At 64.2% G+C, this 18,919-nt stretch carries 10 protein-coding genes, 1 pseudogene and 1 riboswitch; of the genes and pseudogenes, 7 read left to right on the top strand and 4 right to left on the bottom strand.

Features of this window, described 5'->3' with window-relative positions; all coding sequences use genetic code 11:
• Positions 1-6 precede the first annotated feature (6 nt).
• From ilvG to ilvD, 3 genes and pseudogenes are all read right to left on the bottom strand, one after another.
• Positions 7-1,701 (bottom strand): annotated as a pseudogene (gene ilvG / locus KZ491_RS09220) (acetolactate synthase 2 catalytic subunit); the annotation flags it as partial.
• Positions 1,698-2,744, bottom strand: coding sequence for a ketol-acid reductoisomerase (ilvC, locus tag KZ491_RS09215; protein WP_222565599.1), 1,047 nt, complete (start codon positions 2,742-2,744; stop codon positions 1,698-1,700). The pseudogene ilvG and the gene ilvC, both read right to left, overlap by 4 nt.
• 71 nt (positions 2,745-2,815) lie before the next feature.
• Positions 2,816-4,546 (bottom strand): dihydroxy-acid dehydratase, encoded by a 1,731-nt coding sequence (gene ilvD, locus KZ491_RS09210; RefSeq protein WP_222565598.1) that lies wholly within the window; start codon positions 4,544-4,546, stop codon positions 2,816-2,818.
• Between the two features lie 467 nt (positions 4,547-5,013).
• Positions 5,014-5,118, top strand: a riboswitch (TPP riboswitch).
• Between the two features lie 88 nt (positions 5,119-5,206).
• Between ilvD and thiC the strand changes: the two genes are divergently transcribed.
• From thiC to KZ491_RS09175, 7 genes are all read left to right on the top strand, one after another.
• The gene (thiC, locus tag KZ491_RS09205) at positions 5,207-7,162 is read left to right on the top strand and encodes a phosphomethylpyrimidine synthase ThiC (RefSeq protein WP_425493134.1); all 1,956 of its coding nucleotides are present in this window, start codon (positions 5,207-5,209) and stop codon (positions 7,160-7,162) included.
• 176 nt (positions 7,163-7,338) lie between these two features.
• Positions 7,339-9,696, top strand: a complete 2,358-nt coding sequence (locus KZ491_RS09200; protein ID WP_222565597.1) for a winged helix-turn-helix domain-containing protein — start codon at positions 7,339-7,341, stop codon at positions 9,694-9,696.
• Between the two features lie 174 nt (positions 9,697-9,870).
• Positions 9,871-10,782: a helix-turn-helix domain-containing protein gene (locus KZ491_RS09195; RefSeq protein WP_222565596.1), complete on the top strand. Its 912-nt coding sequence runs from the start codon at positions 9,871-9,873 to the stop codon at positions 10,780-10,782.
• 68 nt (positions 10,783-10,850) lie between these two features.
• Complete coding sequence (locus KZ491_RS09190; RefSeq protein ID WP_222565595.1) at positions 10,851-13,520, top strand: TonB-dependent receptor plug domain-containing protein; 2,670 nt, start codon at positions 10,851-10,853, stop codon at positions 13,518-13,520.
• Positions 13,521-14,040: 520 nt separating this feature from the next.
• Entirely contained in the window at positions 14,041-15,030 is a 990-nt protein-coding gene (locus tag KZ491_RS09185; protein WP_222565594.1) for a class I SAM-dependent methyltransferase, read from the top strand.
• The gene (locus tag KZ491_RS09180) at positions 15,023-16,954 is read left to right on the top strand and encodes an O-linked N-acetylglucosamine transferase, SPINDLY family protein (RefSeq protein WP_222565593.1); all 1,932 of its coding nucleotides are present in this window, start codon (positions 15,023-15,025) and stop codon (positions 16,952-16,954) included. Before KZ491_RS09185 ends, KZ491_RS09180 begins: the two co-directional genes overlap by 8 nt.
• Positions 16,955-16,998: 44 nt before the next feature.
• Positions 16,999-18,279 (top strand): tetratricopeptide repeat protein, encoded by a 1,281-nt coding sequence (locus tag KZ491_RS09175; RefSeq protein ID WP_222565592.1) that lies wholly within the window; start codon positions 16,999-17,001, stop codon positions 18,277-18,279.
• A 34-nt stretch (positions 18,280-18,313) separates the two neighbouring features.
• On the opposite strand, the gene ppa is transcribed toward KZ491_RS09175, so the two are convergent.
• A complete protein-coding gene (gene ppa / locus KZ491_RS09170) occupies positions 18,314-18,865 on the bottom strand; it encodes an inorganic diphosphatase (protein ID WP_222565591.1) in 552 nt (183 codons plus the stop codon).
• Between the last annotated feature and the right edge of the window lie 54 nt (positions 18,866-18,919).

Genomic DNA, 18,919 nt, shown 5'->3' with positions numbered 1-18,919 from the left:
GGCGGCTGCGGGTGGAGTGGCGACGGTCGCGGGCGAGGTCGCACCCGGAGTCGCGGATTCGTGGAGCATCTGTGCGTTGTTGTGGTTGGGCGGCACCAGCGGCCAGACGTTGGCGTGGGCGTCGATGGAGACGTGCAGCAGCGCCGGTCCAGGCGCAGCGATCAAACGCTGCAGGGCGGCTTCGCAGTCGTCCGCGCGGTCCAGCGCGAAGGCCTGGATCCCGAACGCTGCGGCGACCGCGACGAAGTCGGGGTTGTCCGACAGGTCGGTTTCCGAATAACGGTGCTCGAAGAACAGCTCCTGCCACTGCCGGACCATGCCCAGGCGCTGGTTGTCCAGCAGCACGATCTTCACCGGCAGCCGATAGCGCACGATGGTCGCCAGCTCCTGCACGTTCATCAGGAAGGACCCATCGCCGCTGACGCAGAACACCTGCGCCTGCGGGTCGGCCATCTGCGCACCGATCGCCGCCGGCAGGCCGAAGCCCATCGCGCCCAGTCCACCGCTGGTCAGGTGCTTGCGTGGATCGTTGAATCCCCAGTGCTGGGCGACCCACATCTGGTGCTGGCCGACATCGCAACTGACCACGGCCGCCGGCGCGAGCTCCGACAGCCGCCGCAGCAGTGCCGGGGCGTAGACGGTGGCGGTGGGGGCGTCGTAGCGCGCCGCATACTGGCGTTTTCGCGACTGGCAGGTGGTCCGCCACGCCGAGCATTCCGGCATCGCGGTGGCCAACTGGTTGAGGCTGTGCTGCAGCTCGCCGTGCAACACCGCATCGCAGTGACGCAGCTTGTTGAACTCGGCCGGGTCCACGTCCAGGTGGATGACCTTCGCGATCGGCGCGAACTGGTCCAGGCGTCCGGTGGCGCGGTCATCGAAGCGGGCGCCGACCACCACCAGCAGGTCGGCCTCCTGCACGGCCATGTTGGCCGCCCGCGTGCCGTGCATGCCGAGCATGCCGAGATTCAGCGGATGCGCGTCAGGCAGGGCACCCAGACCGCGCAGGGTCAGCACCGTGGGCACCTGCACGGATTCCACGAAGGTGCGGAACTCGGCCACCGCGTCGCCCAGGGCGATGCCACCGCCACCATAGATGACCGGACGGCGAGCCTTGGACAGCAGCTCCAGCGCCGTCACCAGGTCGACGTTGGTTGCCGGCGGGTTGGGGTCCACCGGAGCGGGTACGTGGGCCGGCAAATGCGCCGCCCCCGCCAGCTGCACATCCTTGGGCAGGTCGATCAGCACCGGTCCCGGCCGGCCGCTGCGGGCCAGCCGGAACGCTTCGCGCACCACCTCGGGCAGCTGGTCGACGCTGCGCGGGATGAAGCTGTGCTTCACCACTGGCAGGGTCATGCCGAACACGTCGACTTCCTGGAACGCGTCGGTGCCCATCAACGTGGTGGCCACCTGGCCGGTGATCACCACCATCGGCACCGAATCGAGCATCGCATCGGCGATCCCGGTCACCAGGTTGGTCGCCCCGGGACCGGAGGTGGCGATGCACACTCCGACCCGGCCGCTGGCGCGGGCGTACCCATTTGCCGCGAATGCCGCGCCCTGCTCGTGGCGGACCAGGACGTGCTTCAGCGGGCAGCCGTACAACGCATCGTAGAACGGCATGATCGCGCCACCCGGGTAGCCGAACAGCGTGTCCACGCCTTCCGCGGACAGTGCCTCCACCAGCCAGCGCGCGCCGTTCATGCCGAGGCCGGCTCGGCGCGCTCGCCCACCGCCTTGGGAGCGTTTGCCGACGCAGCGGCATCGGCCTGCGGCGCATCGCCCAACCACGGCATCGCCGCGCGCAGCTTGCGGCCGGTCACCTCGATCGGGTGATCCAGGTCGGCCTGCTTCAACGCCTGGTAGTTGGCGTTGCCCGACTTGTACTCGGCGATCCACTGGCGCGCGAACGTGCCGTCCTGGATTTCGGTCAGCACCTTGCGCATCTGTGCGCGCGTGTTGTCGTCAACCACGTAGGAGCCGCGGGTCAGCGCGCCGTACTGCGCGGTCTCGCTGATGAACTCGTGCATGCGGGTGACGCCACCCTCGTAGAACAGGTCGACGATCAGCTTCAGCTCGTGCAGACACTCGTAGTAGGCAACTTCGGGCTGGTAACCGGCCTCGACCAAAGTCTCGAAACCGGCCTGGACCAGCTTGGTCGCGCCGCCGCACAGGACCGCCTGCTCGCCGAACAGGTCGGTTTCGGTCTCTTCCTTGAAGGTGGTCTTGATCGCGTTCTGGCGCGCCCCGCCGATGCCGGCGCAATAGGTCAGCGCGAGCTTCTCGGCATTGCCGCTGGCGTCCTGATGCACGGCATACACCGCCGGCACGCCGCGGCCGATCTCGAACTCGCGCCGTACCAGTGCGCCCGGCCCCTTGGGCGCGACCAGCACGACGTCCAGATCCGCGCGCGGGGTGACCTGGCCGTAATGGACGTTGAAGCCGTGGGCGAACAGCAGGCACGCGCCCTGGGTGATGTTGGGCTCGATCACCTGGGTGTAGAGGTCGGCCTGGACCATGTCCGGGGTCAGCACCGCGACGATCTCGGCGCCGGCAACCGCCTCGGCCGGCGTGCTCACGCTGAAGCCGTCGGCCATCGCCTTGATCGAGGTCGGGCCACCCGGGCGCAGGCCGATGGTGACGTCAAAGCCCGAGTCGCGCAGGTTCAGTGCGTGGGCGCGGCCCTGGCTGCCGTAACCGATGACGGCGACGCGAGGACGATGGGCGGTGGTGTCGGTGTTGCTCATGGGGATGATTCCTGTGGAGTGGGTTGAAGATGGAAGGAAGGGGGAGAGGTTGATCGGGTTCGCGCCGGGATTCAGGTCGTGGCGAGAGTGGCTTCGGGTTCCCCGGCCGAATCGCCGGTGACGAGGGTTGCCGGAATGCCGCGGCCGCTCAGTGGGCCGGGTGCGGTGACCGCGCCCAGCGAGGCCGAGCTGACCAGCTGCGCGTACTTCGCCAGCACGCCGGTGGTGACGCGCGGTGCGATCCGGGCAGGCGTCCGCGAGGCGAGGTCGGCATCGACGTCGATGCGTCGGGTGGCGACGTCGATGCGGATCACGTCGCCGTCGCGGATCTTCGCAATCGGGCCGCCGTGGGCGGCTTCCGGCGACACGTGCCCGACCATGAAACCGCGGGTGGCGCCGCTGAAACGGCCGTCGGTGATCAGGGCGACGTCATCGCTCAGGCCCTGGCCGACCAGTGCTGCGGTGACCGCCAGCATCTCGCGCATGCCGGGGCCGCCGGCGGGTCCTTCGAATCGGATCACCACCACGTCGCCGGCCTTGACCGTGCGCTCCTGCACTGCCGCGAAGCAGCTTTCCTCGGAGTTGAACACCCGCGCCGGGCCTTCAAAATGGTTCTGGCCGTGGCCGGCCAACTTGACGATGCAGCCTTCCGGGGCGAGGTCGCCGTACAGGATCGAGAATCCGCCGGTCGGCTTGATCGGATCGGATACCGGCCGCACCGCATCCTGCTGGCCGGCCGCGGGCAACGCGTCCAGCTCCTCGAACAGGCTGCGGCCAGTGACCGTGGGCATGTCGTCGATCAGGCCTGCGGCGCGCAGCTCGTCGGCGACCAGCGCCACGCCGCCGAAGGTGAACAGCTCCGCGGCGGTATAGCGTCCACCCGGCTTGAGATCGGCGATGACCGGGACCGCCGACGCCTGCTGGAACTCCTCCAGGTCGAAGGCCACGCCGGCCTCGTGCGCGATCGCCAACAGGTGCATCGCACAATTGGTCGAGCCGGCCGTGGCCGACACCGCGCGGGCGGCGTTGCGCAGCGAGACCGGGCTCAGCAACTGCCGCGGCAGCGGTCCACCCCGGCCCAGCTGCTCCATCACCATCCGGCCGCAGGCATGCGCCGCGCCAGGCTTGTCGTCATGCGTGGCGGGGATGTCGTTGAGCTGCAGCGGCGACAGGCCCAGGAAGGTCAGGACCATGGCCATCGTGTTGGCGGTGAACTGGCCGCCGCAGGCGCCAGCGCCGGGGCAGGCGTGGCGCTCGACATCCGCCAGCTCGGCGTCGTTGATGTGGCCGGCCGCGTGCGCGCCGACCGCTTCGAACACGTCCTGCACCGTCAGCGACTTCTCCCCGGTCGGGCACTTGCCCGGCATGATCGTGCCGCCGTAGAGGATCACGGTGGGGATATCCAGTCGCGCGGCCGCCATCGCCGCTGCCGGGATCGTCTTGTCGCAACCGACCAGCAGCACCATCGCGTCCAGGCAATGGCCCATCACCGCCAGCTCGATCGAATCGGCGATCGTCTCGCGCGAGGCCAGCGAGGCACGCATGCCGTCGCTACCCATCGCGATGCCGTCGGTGACCGCGATGGTGTTGAACTCCACCGGCGTGCCGCCACCTTCGCGCACGCCGTCCGCCGCGTGCCGGGCCAGATCGCGCAGGTTGATGTTGCACGGCGAGACATCCGTCCACGTGTGCACGATCGCAACCAGCGGCTTGGCGATCGCCGCATCGTCCATGCCGGTGGCGCGCAGCATGGCGCGGGCCGGGGCATGGGCGGGGCCTGACTTGATGGCGTTGCTTCTCACGTTGGGTTTCCTTTCGCTGCCGGCGGTTCCGGCTGGGTGGATGGAGGGAATCGCGATGCCTGAAACGAAAAACCCCGCGCCTTTTGGGGCGCGGGGTCCGGTTCCTGTTACTGGGTTTGTGTGGTCTACACGTACCCGAACCCCGCGCCTGTAAGGACGGTAATAAGGAGGGTTACGAGAATGAGGAGGCCGGTGGTCAGCGCGGCGCTGCCGCGGTCGACCGCATGGGGCGGTGCCGGAGGCGGGGCCGTCATGGTTCCGGCGGGATGGATGCTGCGCTGCGTCATGAGTCGACCTAATCATGCGGTGGCGCCGCTGTCAACTATTTTATCGGCGCAATTTCCCTGACCCCCGATACGCAAGGCAAACAGCATCTCCGGCGACTTTGTCCGGACAGCTTCCGTCGTCCGGACTGCGCCAAATCTTGAGGCAACTCTGGTCGCTGGCGGCCGTCCATGTTCCAATGCGGCCACAAGCGGGGGTACCGCGCGCCAGATCCACTGCGCGGTTGAGAAACACCCTTCGAACCTGACGCGGTTGATACCGCCGTAGGGAGCTTTGCCGGACGCCTCGGGTCCGTGCGCCTCCGCTTCGTGTGCCTGCGAACCCTTCGCATCAGCCCGCCCCGTGCGGCCTGCCACATTCAGCGGAAGAATCACGATGACTGCAATGTCCCCCAACCCCGCCGGCGCGCCGGCCTCCCAGCTGGCCGACCCGCTGCCCACCAGTGCCCTGGTCAAAGAGACAGACAGACTGTCCTCGGACGTGGTCCGGCCCATGCCGGGATCGCGCAAGGTCCATCTTCCCGGTTCCCGCCCCGACCTTCGCGTCGCGATGCGCGAGGTCGTACTGGACCGCACGCCGACCGTTTTCGGCGGTGAGGACAATGCGCCGCTGGCGATCTACGACACCTCGGGCCCCTACACCGATCCCGACGCGCGCATCGACCTGTCGGCGGGCCTCGCGCCGCTGAGAGCCCCCTGGATTGCCGAACGCGGCGATACCGAAGTGCTGGCCGGGCTCAGTTCCAGCTTCGGCCGCGTGCGTGCAGGTGATACGCGTCTGGACGCGGTGCGCTTCGGCAACCGTCCACAGCCACGCCGCGCGGTTGCCGGGGCCAACGTCACCCAGATGCACTACGCGCGCCGCGGTATCGTCACCCCGGAGATGGAATACATCGCGATCCGCGAAAACCAGCGCATGGACGCGATCACCGAGGCGCACCTGCTTGACCAGCACCCCGGGCACAGCTTCGGCGCCAACATCCAGAAGCGGATCACCCCGGAGTTTGTGCGCGACGAGGTGGCCCGCGGTCGCGCCATCATCCCGTGCAACATCAACCATCCCGAAAGCGAGCCGATGATCATCGGCCGCAACTTCCTGACCAAGGTCAACGCCAACATCGGCAATTCGGCGGTGTCCTCGGGCATCGCCGAAGAAGTCGAGAAGCTGGTGTGGGCGATCCGGTGGGGCGCCGACAATGTCATGGACCTGTCCACCGGCAAGCACATCCACGAGACCCGCGAGTGGATCATCCGCAACTCACCGGTGCCGATCGGGACGGTGCCGATCTACCAGGCACTGGAGAAGGTCGACGGCCGCGCCGAGGAGCTGACCTGGGAGATCTTCCGCGACACCCTGATCGAGCAGGCAGAGCAGGGCGTGGACTACTTCACCATCCACGCCGGCGTATTGCTGCGCTACGTGCCGCTGACCGCGAAACGCGTCACCGGCATCGTCTCCCGCGGCGGTTCGATCATGGCCAAGTGGTGCCTGGCCCACCACAAGGAGAGCTTCCTCTACGAGCACTTCGAGGACATCTGCGAGATCATGAAGGCGTACGACGTCGCCTTCAGCCTGGGCGATGGCCTGCGGCCCGGCTCGATCGCCGATGCCAACGACGCCGCTCAGTTTGCCGAGCTGGAGACCCTTGGCGAGCTGACGCAGATCGCCTGGAAGCACGATGTGCAGACCATGGTCGAGGGGCCCGGCCACGTGCCGATGCACCTGATCAAGGAAAACATGGACAAGCAGCTGGAGTCCTGCGGCGAGGCGCCGTTCTATACGCTGGGCCCGCTGACCACTGACATTGCGCCCGGCTACGACCACATTACTTCGGCCATCGGGGCGGCCATGATCGGCTGGTACGGCTGCGCGATGCTCTGCTATGTCACGCCGAAGGAGCACCTGGGCCTGCCCAACAAGCAGGATGTGCGCGAGGGCCTGATGGCCTACAAGATCGCCGCCCACGCCGCGGACCTGGCCAAGGGCCATCCGGGTGCTCAGGCGCGTGACAACGCCCTGTCCAAGGCGCGGTTCGAGTTCCGCTGGCAGGACCAGTTCAATCTGGGCCTGGATCCGGAGCGCGCGACCGAGTACCACGACGAGACCCTGCCCAAGGATGCCCACAAGTCCGCGCACTTCTGTTCCATGTGCGGCCCGAGCTTCTGCTCGATGAAGATCACCCAGGACGTGCGCAACGAATTCGGTGGCAAGGCTTCGGTCCCCGACGAGGACACCGGCGTACCGATGGACAGCCAGGCGATTGCCGAAGGCATGGCGGAGAAGGCGGCCGAGTTCCGCGCGGCCGGCGCGGAGATCTACTCCAAGGTGTGACCGCAGGGCAGGGCAGCCGCGCAGAGCGGTTGTCCGGCATCTGCAGCTAAGCGTCACGGCGGTGCGCAGCGGTGCTATCGTTTGCTGGATGAAGTCCAGAGATTTGCCGACCCTGCCGGTAGTGGACTTTGGGCATATGGCGAAATGGCTTCGCACCCGGATAATCGTGCGTATTCATGTTGCCGCCTGACGCGTCCCCCTCGCCTGAAAGACTGCGCATTGGTCAATGCACGGTCGACGTGTTGTCGCGCGAAATCCACGCTCCCGGTGCCCGCCGCCCGTTCCGGGTCACGCCCAAGGCGATGGCCGTCCTGCTGGTATTGGTGGACAGCGCGGACCGCGTAGTCAGCCGCGAGGCACTTCTGGAGCAGGTCTGGCCCGACACCCTCCCCAGTGATGACGTGCTGACCCAGGCGGTGACCCAGCTGCGCAAGGCCTTCCAGGAGGTGCGTGGTGATCCCCGATACATCGAAACGATCGCCAAGGGCGGCTATCGGCTGCTCGCCAGCGTCGAGAGTCCCGCCCCGCCGACGTCCGCCCCCGCAGCGAGCGACGTGGCTGGCGCCGAAGCGGTGCTCGAACCGCCTGTTGCGCCGGAGCCGGGCGTCGTTGCCGATGAGCCACCCGGCGTCGCCGCGACGGTTCCGCCGGCTCCGATCGCTACAGCCGCGCCCCAGCGACCCTCAAGCGCGCCGCAAGATACGTTGGATGTTGCAAACACGCGGCACGGTGGCTCCCGATGGCGCGTTTGGTCGATCCTCGCAGCGGCGCTGCTGGTGCTCGGATTTGCCATTATCGCTGTCTGGTGGCTGGTCAGCCGGTCGTCAAATGCATTGAGCGAGGACGCATCGGCAGATGCGCGGCCGGCGACCACCGAGCGGATCGAGCCGTACCTGATCACCTCCGCACCCGGATTCGAGCTGGCGCCCACGCTCAGTCCCGGCGGCGGGCTGGTGGCCTACATGGCCATTCCGCAAGGCCAGCGCAACATTTCAATAATGATGCAGACAACCGCTCCGGTCGCGCCGCGCCAGTTGACCTTTCCCGAAGGCATGGCCGAGGACTCCTCCCCCCAGTGGTCGCCCGACGCGCGCGACATCGCCTTCCTGCGGGTCACGCCGGGCCAGGACTGCCGATTGATGGTGGTGCGCGCGACAGGACGCGGAGAGCGCACTGTCGCCGCCTGCGATCCCGACAAGCAGCCGAATTTCAGCTGGACGCCCGGAGGCGACGGTTTCATCCTGGACGGTGGCGACGGCCCGGGATTGCAGGTGCTTGATCTTGCAAGCGGCGAACTCCGTCCGATTGAATACGATGCCAACCCCGATCGTCTTGACTCGTCCCCGCGCTACTCGCCGGATGGCCAGTGGATCGTATTCCTGCGCAACTCGCCACTGGCCGACTTCTGGCGCATACCGGCCGCCGGAGGCAGCGCCGAACGCCTGACCCGGATGGGCGCCGAATTCCTCGGTTGGGACTGGCTCCCCGACAGCAGCGGATTGGTGTATGCCCGCCGCACCGAAGGCGTCAGTCATCTTTTCCGCTTTGACATTGCCAGTGGGAATCACGTCGAGCTGGGCGTGGAGGATGGCGAGCAGCCCGCCGTCGCTCGCGACGTCGCGTCCATCGCCTACGTTCTGCGGCACCCCCGATTTGGTATCTATCGCTTCAGCGGTAGCGGTGAGCAAATCGGCGGGCGCCTGTTCGCGTCGTCCGGCCGCGACCGCGTGCCGTCCATCGCGCCTGATGGTCGCCAACTGGTGTTCGCCTCCGATCGCGCCGGCCCCTTCGGACTGTGGTGGGGCGATGTGGACGATCCCGGCTCGCTCCGGATGCTGGAAGGCATACAGCCCGACTCGCGTCAGCCCGCGTCATGGTCCAGCGACAGCAAGCGGATCGTGCTGGTCGGCAGCCGGCGCGGGGCATCGCCCGAATCGGATGCATCCGGCGTGTTCGCGGTGCTCGCCGACAGTGGTCGCATCACCCGCTTGCGCTTGCCGGTCAGCAAACCCGTCCAGGCGGCATTCGCCCCGGGCCCTGACGGTCCGGATCAGCGGTTGCTGGTATTGGCCGACCGCGGTGATGGCCGGTTGCGCCTTAGCCTGTTTGCTGACACGGACCGGCCCGGCGAGCCGCTCACGACCATGGATGACGTGACCCGGGTGCAGGTGGATGGACCACGCAACCGCGTCATTTTCTCCCGACTCGGCGATCCGGGCCTATGGCAGATGGATGTGGACTTGGAACCGGAAAGCATCCGGCCTCTGGAGTTGCCGGAGGGCCTTTCACGCTGGCACCACGCCTGGGCCGCGGCCAGCGATGGCGGAACGTACCTGGTCCGGCGTACACCCGACTGCCCCGCGTTGATGGTAAACGTCCGCAATGGCGAGGGGCAGCAGGTCTGCCTCGACGCCGACCGTAGGGCCGCGACCCGCGCCTTTACGTTCAACCCGCGCACCGCGCAGCTGTTCATCACCCTGGCCGAGTACGACGGGGGCGATATCGGTTTTGCCACGCTGAGTCCGACGGAGTAGAAAGTATGCCCGTCGTTCAGCAAGCCATTGAAATTCAATGGTAAATTGCTTTCGGAACTTTGTCGGCAGCTGATTCGGCACGATTTCGTGCAAATTTTTGCAAACCCACGGGACTCTCCGGGCTGATCAGGCAAATATGCCGGCCTTGTCAGGCACGTTGTCCAGGAGTTCAAGATGGAAAGTCTGGTGTGGGCTGATCGCGGTCAGCAGTTGCAGGTAGAACCCTCTGATAACGAGGCGCAGGTCCGCTGCATGGCTGTGTCCCGTCTGGGCAGCCTGCAGCTACCACCGACGGTTTTTTCCGTCTGGGTCCAAGTGCGCGGGACGTCATGGGTTGAAGCGCGGGAAGGCAAGTTCCGCCTGCGCCGCGGCGACTGGATCGCCTTCGAACGTGACTCCCGACCCAACATCCAGTCAGACCGCCATGGGCTCTGCGTCGGGATCGGCCTGGGTGCCGAGATGGTGCAGGCAGCCGGCGAGCTTGCCGAGCCTGGTCTCTATCCAGGACGCGGACACCTCCGGCTCGACGAGGTGCGCATGTTCCTCGACCTGTGGCGTTCCGCCGCCCGTCGTCTGTTGGCGGCACCGGCGATCGACGCCGCGGCGACGGTCGGAACCCTGCGGCCGCTGCTGTTGAAGCTGGCGTCCATGCAGAGCGAGATGAGCGCGAACATCCCCTTGTGCCCGGGCCGTTCACGCCGTCGCAAGCGCCAGGTATTTGGTCGCCTGCAGCGCGCGCACATGTACCTGTATGGCAATCGCGACCGCGTGGTGCGGATCAGCGAACTGGCCGAGCTGACCAGCTTCTCCAGCTGGTACTTCTCCAAGACCTTCCACGGACTGTATGGGGAGAGCCCGCAATCGGCCTCCGCCCGGATGCGGCTTGAGCAGGCGGCGGAGCTGCTCCGCAACAGCCAGATGATGGTCGGCGAGGTCGCTGCCGCCTCCGGCTTCGACAACTGCTGCAGCTTTGCCCGTGCCTTCCGGGCGCGCTACAAGACCTCGGCCACCAACTACCGGAAAGCCGCTGCAATCTCCGGGAGGGCAGGATCGGCAAAGTTACAGGATGAACTAAGCAAAGCATGAATGTCGGTTGAGTCGTAGCGTGTTCGGTGCGTTTAACACGCCCATAACGTTATTGGAGATAGACCCCGATGAACTACCGCAATTTGCGCCCTGCGCTGCGTCTCGGCATGCTGCCGGCCGCCGTCGCCGTGGCACTTGTGCCGGCTATTGCCGGCGCACAGGAAGCTCCCGCTTCCCAGGCCACCACCCTCGACCGCATTGAAGTCACCGGTTCGCGTATCAAACGCGTGGACATGGAGACAGCAGCTCCGATCACTACCATTAGCCGCCAGGACATTGAGGCAGCCGGTGAGTTGTCGGTCTCCGACTTCCTGCGAAACAACGTGTACAACTCTTTCGGTTCCACCCGGGAATCGTCCGGCTCCGCAACCGGCTCGTTCTCCACCATCAGTCTGCGCGGCCTCGGTTCCGCGTACACCTTGGTGTTGCTGGACGGACGTCGCATGACCGCCTCCGGCTCCTTGGACGGTGGCGCGGCCAATATCAATATGATCCCGACCTCCGCGGTTGAGCGGATCGAGATCCTTCGCGAAGGCGCTGGCGCCATCTACGGTTCCGACGCTATCGGTGGCGTGGTGAACATCATCCTGCGCAAGGACTATGAAGGTCTGACCGTGGCTGCCGGCTACGAGACGTCGTCGGGCCCGGGTCCAAACGGCAACACTTTCAGTGTCTCCGGTGGCGTGAGCTCGGATCGTGGCAACGTCACGTTCGTTCTTGACCACCAAGAGCGCGACATGATGTACAACCGTGACATCCGGGGCCAGCTCGCGGACGCGGGCTACGCATTCGGCCTGAGCACTTACAACTCTTCGGCCACCTTCGCAGGGCCGGGCGGTCTTGTCAGCGCGCCGAACTGCGATACGTTCGAGAACAGCTACCGCATCTCGCCCACACGTTGCGGCTTCGATCACGGCGCTACCTCGGCCAACGAGTCCTCGCTGTCGCGTGACGCGCTCCTGATCAACGGCAACTTTGATCTCACTGACAATACGTCGGCGTTTTTTCGTGGCCTGAACTCGAACACCGAAAGCCTGGGCGTCTACGCTTCGGCGCCGGTCGACAATGCCGGTCGCGGCCCGGGCGTGCTGCCAACCATTGCGGCCAGCAACCCCTTCAACCCATTTGGGGTCGATGGGACGTTGTATTACCGCTTTACCCCGCTGGGCACCCGCGATTCGGTTCGTCGCGACACCCATCGCGAGTACACCCTGGGCCTTAAGGGCATGAACGACCTCTTCGGCGGCGCCGATTGGGAGCTCGCGGTCACCCACGGCAAGTCCGCCCTCAGCAGCGTCAATTACAACTACGGCATCGGCAGCACGCTGCAGGCGCTGATTGACGCCGGCCAGTACAACCCGTTTGATCCGACCCACCCGAGCGTCGCAGCAGCGGGTCCGATGGTCGGCCACACCGTGCTGGTCGAGACCGCCAACCGCTCCTTCGGTGCTGACGGCCACATCGGATTCGACCTGTTCGACATGCCGGCCGGGGCGGTCAGCGTCGTGACCGGCTTCGAATACCGCGATGACCGCCTCGATGTCGTATATGACGCGCAGAGCGCGGCCGGCAACGTGTTTGGGTCGGCAGGCGCGGGTGCCAACGGTGAGCGCGCTTACTACGCGGGCTACTTTGAGGCCCTGATTCCGGTGTTGGATACGCTGGACTTCACATTGGCTGGTCGTTATGACAGCTACAACGACGTTGGCAGCAAGTTCTCGCCGCGCGTGTCGATGGAGTTCCGTCCGATCGATTCCCTGCTGTTCCGCGGATCGTGGGGCGAAGGCTTCCGTGCGCCAACCTTGGCTGACCTGTATGGCGCAAGTTCGGCCACCAATCTCAACAGTCCTCCGGTCAGCACCGCCAATCCGCCCCATCCGGGTGGTGATGAGTTGGCATGTGCCGCGCTGCAAGCGGCCCAGACTGCTATAGGCAATCCGGCTTACCAGCCTTATCCGGTCAACCCCTGCGCCAGTACTGATCAGTATGTGTGGATTGTCTCGTCCAACGAGAATCTGATTCCAGAAGAGTCCACCAACTGGGGCTTGGGTGCGGTTTGGAGTCCGAACGCAAACGTCTCCGTCGCGCTGGATTACTACGACGTCGAACTCGAGAACGTGATCTCGACTGTCCCGCGCGGCGTGGCATTCCGCAACGGCGACAATGGCGTGCCGGGTTACGGCGTTATTCGCGGCAACCCGATTATCGCGCCGAACGGTGCAGTTCTCCCGGGTATACCGAACCAGATCATGCTTCCGGTTGATAACGGCGCGGTGCAGACCGTCCGTGGCGTGGACTTTGAAGCCAACTACCGCGTAGACACCGGTGCGGCTGGTAGCTTCAACGGCAAGTTGACCTGGTCGCACACGCTGGAGTACGACTTCACTCCAATCGTTGGCGGAACGATTGAGTACGCTGGCACTGCCGGTTACCCTGAGGACCGCGCTTCGCTCGCTCTGGGTTGGTCCCGAGGTGACTTCGACGTAACGCTGATCACGAACTACATCGGGAGCAGCTCCAACGATGCGCCGGACGAGAGCCTGCCATCGTGGGTCACTTACGACCTTCAGGCTGGCGTCAACCTGCCTTGGAACGCCCGTGTTGCGCTGGGTGCGCGTAACCTAGCCAATAAGCAGCCACCGTACAATGACAATCTGTACGGATTCCCGTACTACGACAACGGTCTTTACAACATCTACGGCCGCATGATGTACATGAACTACACTCAGAATTTCTGATTGATTCATAGTTTCATGTAACAGCAAAACGGCCCGCTTAGCGCGGGCCGTTTTTTTTCCCGTGAGGGACGCATTAGCCACCGGTACTCTGTTTGTATATCCACGAGTAGCTGCGCAATCCCGCAATTAATATGCACCCTATGTTCAACATCACCCCAGCCCATCTCAGGGCAAAGTTAGCCACCTCAATGCCAGCTGGTTCCCGATCTTCTGTGTCCAACTATGTGACTCTAGCGCGGAGCTGAACGGCTCGGCGCGCGTTTACAACCCCAGTGGAGCGCGCGACGTTACGGGATCCGCCAAGCAGGAATCTTCAGACGCCGTACCAGCTGCTCCGCGGCAATTGCGCCACACGCCGGAATGCGCCGATTTTTCCTATCATTCCCACTGAGAATTTGCATACGATAGACTGTCCACGCATCGTCGTCGCCCGTAAAACTTGCGCGGTTGGCGTGCGCAGTCGGAGGCTTCCAGACACCGCTGCTCCCGATCATCATCCAACGAATCTAAAGATCTCCTGATGCCGTCCTCGTCTGAAGGTTTCACCGCGGCGCCATGGTCCAGGCTCTGGCGAGCCGGTGTACTCCACTCGTGCGCAACCGCCATCACCGGAAATTATGACGGTGAAATACACCGGTTCTGGACGGAACAGTTCCTGACGCTTGCCGACGGCGCCTGTGTGCTAGATGTTGGCACCGGGAACGGCGCAGTTGCAGTGTTGGCTCGTGATCATGCGCGCGAGCGCGCTGTGGAATTCGACATCCACGGCATAGACGTGGCGGATATTTCACCAGTTGCGAGCAGGACTGGTGGGTCGGGATTCTACCGGGGCATCGAATTCCATCCCCGGACATCGATCGACAAGACGCCGTTCAAGAATGGAAGCGTCGATCTGGTCTGTTGTCAGTACGTTTTCGAGTACACCTCAATCCCCGCCTCAATCGCCGAGATGCACCGGATATTGAAGGCTCATGGGCGGATCGCGATGATCCTTCACAGCGATGACTCGGTGATTGCCCGGGTATCACTCAAGCAACTGGAAGGCTGCGACTACCTTCTATCCAACACCCCGACAGTGGAGCGGACCCGTAAACTGCTGGAACTCTTCCTGACCACTCCATATCCGGAGCAAAGGCGACAGCTCGCCAATGACTCGAGTGCCGAGGCAATTCGTAGCAGCTTCAACATGTCTGCCGCTGAGGTAATGGACCGGGTTGCTGCAAAGGATTGCCCTGAGGTGCTCAGAACATTTGCGCAGCGACTTGTCGGTATTGTCCGGCAGGGGGTTCAGGATCCGCGCGGGGCCCTGTCCGCGCTGGATGACGCAGTAGACTCCCTTGTAGATGAGCGCGAGCGCCTGCGGCAAATGCGTGCCGCGCTCCTTGACGAGGCTGCCTTGCTCGAGATTGCTGCACGGTTTGGGGCGCTTGGGTACGGGGTGGCTTGCGGTTCGCTTCGTCAGGAAGGCGATGTGAAAATGGGATGGACGCTGGTTGCGACCAATGGATGACGCGGCGTGCGCCCGTCAACTGCACCTTGGGGGGCGCCTCGTCGAAGCAGTGGAGTGGTATGCCCGCGCCGCATTGCAGCAGCCGGACGATGTACAGCTGAAGCACGATTACGCAGTAGCGCTGATGCAGCTTGGTCGCGAAAGTGACGCCGCTGTTCTGTTTGAGTCGGTGCTGAGTGATTCTCCTGCGCGCGCTGACAGTGCGATGGCGTTAGCGCTCTGCCTGCGCGCGATCGGCGACCTCCTACCGGCCCGTGAAGCTGCGGCACAGGCGGCAAATCTGGCGCCGGATGACCCACACGCGTGGCTGGTGCTGGGGTCTTTGCAAGTTGGAACAGGTGCCGTGCGTGACGGCGAACAGTCGCTACGTCGCTGTTTGCAGTTGGCGCCCGCGTTCGCGGAGGCATCGCACTATCTCGGCGAAGCGCTGCAACTGCAGGAACGCTGGGTGGAGGCGGCTCACGCGTACCGCAATGCGATGCGGGCGCAGCCGACCGAGGTCATGAACGTAGCAATCTGTGCAGAGCGCGCAGGTGATTTGGTGGCCGCACGAGCCGGCTACATCCAGATGTGTCAACTGCGTCCTGGCCGCAGTGATTCTCTGCTCCGGCTGGCGCAAGTGTGTTCGCTGCTGTGCGAATTCGAGCAAGAAGCACAAGTCTTAGGATTGCTTGAGGCGACACTTCGGCTCGAGGAACGTGAGCCCGACGATGTCCCGGAAGTCTTTCCTATCTCCTACCTTCAGCTCTCACAATCGGCGCGGATGGCGATCCTTGATCGCTACGTTGCTCGTGTGCAACAGCAGGCAAACGGGCTTGCGGACAGCAGTGATGTCCACGCGCGCCCGGCAGGGCGGATTCGCATCGGCTACCTATCCGCGGACTTCTGCGAGCATGCCGTTGGCACTTTGCTGGATGGGTTTTTTGCTGCCCATGACCGTGCGGCATTCCTGGTCTTCGGGTATTCGCTGCGCGCTTCCCGCTCGCGTCTTGGCGTGAGTCTGCGCGGTGAATTTGACGTCCACCATGAGTGCGGCGATATCGCAGATGATGCGGTCGCAAGGCTTGTTGCGGACGATAGGATTGACGTGCTGTTCGATCTTACCGGCTTCACTGCAGGGTCGCGCCCCGGCATTCTCGCGCGGCGTCCTGCACCCGTTCAGATCGGATGGCTTGGATTCATTCATGGGCAGCAGGCTCCTTGGCTGGACGGCATCCTGATGGATGAGCACGTGCAGCCCGAGCACGCCGACTGGGCATACGACGATCGCGTGTTGCGAATGCCGGGCTTCATGCTGCCCTCGGGGCGGGCACCAAAGGGCCAGCCCAGAAGGAGCGATTTCGGTATTCCCGAGGGTGTCCCCGTGTTCGCCAGCTTCAACAATGCCTACAAGCTGGATGTCGAGCTGGTTGCGGCATGGGCGGAAATAACGAGCCGTGCCACCGATCTTCACCTGCTGATATATCTGAATCCCGCCGCGCGTGCGGGATTTGTGCGGAAGTGGTCCGAACTCGGTGGCGATCCGCGCAGGTTGATGCTGGTCGACGAAGTGTCATGGCAGGATCAGGCGGATCGAGCGGCTAGTTGTGACCTGATGCTGGACGCCTTCAGATATCAGGCGGGCGCAACTGCGCTGGGATGCGCATCGGCAGGACTGCCGGTATTGTCGCGTATGGGCGCGACTGCGCTTGGCAGGCTCAGCGTCAGCATGAACCGGTTTCTCGGCATGGAGGATTTGATCTGCGACACCACGGAGGAGTACATCCAGACGGCTGTTCGGCTGGCCAATTGCACAGACGCGTTGGAGCTTGTGCGACGCGAATTCCGCGCGAACGTCGTACGTACCGGGCTTCTGGCGCCCCGTCGCGCCGCTGCTGCGGTTGAAAGCGTTGTAAAAACCCTGCTAGGAGAGGGTGCTGGATAACGGCCATGAGTGTGCGTGATGCTTGACTTTGTTGGAGCTCGACGATGATTGGCATATCGGTGATAGAGGACGCGCGAGCGGCGCTGCAGGAGGGCAGTGTGGATCAGGTGTTCCAGATCCTGGACGATAGCGCCCTCCGGTCCATTGACAGCGGCGAAGCACACGCACTTCTTGGGTTGGCGCACCTTCGGAAGCAGCAGTATGGACAAGCCATTGCCAACTTCGACGCCGCGCTTGAAAGGAATCCGGATTCGCCAGCGCTCATTTTCAATCGTGCGATGGCCTACAGCGCCGCAGGTCGCTCCGACTCGGCGATTACGGAATTCGCCCGTGTCATTGAACTGGTGCCCGATAACTTGGAGGCAATCGTCAACACGGGCATTATCCATCTGCGCGACGAGAACTATGGCAAAGCGGTCGACTTCCTTGAGCGTGCGCTGACCCTGCGTCCGAAGTTCCCCCAGTTGATGCGCAGCCTAGCCAACGCGCTGGGTGGGGATGGACGCTTGGACGACGCTTTGCGACTGCATGCTGAGGTGGAGTCGATGACCGGGAGTGACCCCGCGGCGTTGACAGATTTCGGATACTGCCTGGTATCATCCGGGCGATTTACCGAGGCGACGCGCCGCTTTGAGAGGGCACTGCGCCTTGTGCCAGAGGACCAGAGCGCGTTGGCGGGGCTCTATTTGGCAGCAAATGAGTCCGGTCGGCATGATCAAGCGGCTGCGTTGATGGATTATGGCCGATTGATGGCGGAGGATCGTGACGCGTTTGAGCTTGTCGATCTTTTCACGCTAAGGGAGGCCGCGCTGGCCCATCCCGATCTGCAGTGGGAGCCGTCGGGACGTTCGACACGCTTCGGTCGACAAACGCCGATGTTGGACTCGACTCCCCAGTCGCCGTTCTATTCCGTATTCGCTCGGTTGGAAGCGTTCGTTGCACGTCGCCTGGACGCGCTTGGGAGCGATGCTGGACTGTCGCAGCATCCCTGGATCCTCGGGATCCCGAAGCACTGGCGTATCCAAGCGTGGTGTACCGTTTTGCGTGAGGGAGGGTGTCAAAGTTCGCACATTCACCCGGCCGGGTGGATGAGCGGAGTGGTGTACATCGACTCCGGCGATCCGACACACCAAGGAGATGGCCAATTGATCTTTGGCCATCCGCCGACGCGACTGTCATTGGACGGGCAACCTCTTGAACTGGTGCACAGCCCGGCCAGCGGGCAACTGCTCTGCTTTCCTTCCTACTTCTTTCACCACACCACACCTTATTCCGGGACCCGGCCACGCATAAGCCTGGCCTTTGACGTTATCCCGGAAGCTTGAGCAGGGGTCGGTTCGAGATCATACCTCCGGCTTGTCAGATTGCCGCGTTCGCCGCAACGTCCGCCTCGTGACGCTTCATTGCATCCACCAGCACGGCCTTGGCCTCGGCGGCATTGCCCCAGCCGTCCAGCTTGACCCACTTGTCCTTCTCCAGGTCCTTGTAGTGCTCGAAGAAGTGGCCGATGCGCTCGCACCAGTGCGGGCTCACCTGGTCGATGTCGTGGATGTGCCCGTAGCCGGCGAACACCTTGGCGACCGGTACCGCGAGGATCTTCTCGTCCTTGCCGGCCTCGTCGCTCATGTTCAGCACGCCAACCGGGCGGCAGCGGATGACCGAACCGGGGATCAGCGGCAGCGGCAGGATCACCATCACGTCGGCGGGGTCACCGTCGCCGCACAGGGTGTGGGGCACGTAGCCGTAATTGCATGGGTAGCGCATCGGCGTGGACAGGATGCGGTCGACGAAGATCGCTCCCGACTCCTTGTCGACCTCGTACTTCACCGGCTCGGCATCCTTCGGGATCTCGATGATGACGTTGATTTCTTCCGGTGGATTGTCGCCGGTGGTGACGTGGTCCAGACCCATGATTGCTCCAGGATGTAGGGCGTCATCAGCGACGCCGGGAAAGCCGATCATTTT

The sequence above is a fragment of the Novilysobacter antarcticus genome, from assembly GCF_019802285.1.
Classification (GTDB): Bacteria; Pseudomonadota; Gammaproteobacteria; order Xanthomonadales; family Xanthomonadaceae; genus Novilysobacter; species Novilysobacter antarcticus.
This window is presented reverse-complemented; position numbering and strand designations above follow the sequence as displayed.

What these genes read in the sequence shown, in the direction of transcription:
- ppa (WP_222565591.1), bottom strand. Translation starts at nt 18,865, where the DNA reads ATGGGTCTGGACCACGTCACCACCGGCGACAATCCACCGGAAGAAATC.
- KZ491_RS09180 (WP_222565593.1), top strand. Translation starts at nt 15,023, where the DNA reads ATGGATGACGCGGCGTGCGCCCGTCAACTGCACCTTGGGGGGCGCCTC.
- KZ491_RS09200 (WP_222565597.1), top strand. Translation starts at nt 7,339, where the DNA reads ATGTTGCCGCCTGACGCGTCCCCCTCGCCTGAAAGACTGCGCATTGGT.
- KZ491_RS09175 (WP_222565592.1), top strand. Translation starts at nt 16,999, where the DNA reads ATGATTGGCATATCGGTGATAGAGGACGCGCGAGCGGCGCTGCAGGAG.
- KZ491_RS09190 (WP_222565595.1), top strand. Translation starts at nt 10,851, where the DNA reads ATGAACTACCGCAATTTGCGCCCTGCGCTGCGTCTCGGCATGCTGCCG.
- KZ491_RS09185 (WP_222565594.1), top strand. Translation starts at nt 14,041, where the DNA reads ATGCCGTCCTCGTCTGAAGGTTTCACCGCGGCGCCATGGTCCAGGCTC.
- KZ491_RS09195 (WP_222565596.1), top strand. Translation starts at nt 9,871, where the DNA reads ATGGAAAGTCTGGTGTGGGCTGATCGCGGTCAGCAGTTGCAGGTAGAA.
- ilvC (WP_222565599.1), bottom strand. Translation starts at nt 2,744, where the DNA reads ATGAGCAACACCGACACCACCGCCCATCGTCCTCGCGTCGCCGTCATC.
- thiC (WP_425493134.1), top strand. Translation starts at nt 5,207, where the DNA reads ATGACTGCAATGTCCCCCAACCCCGCCGGCGCGCCGGCCTCCCAGCTG.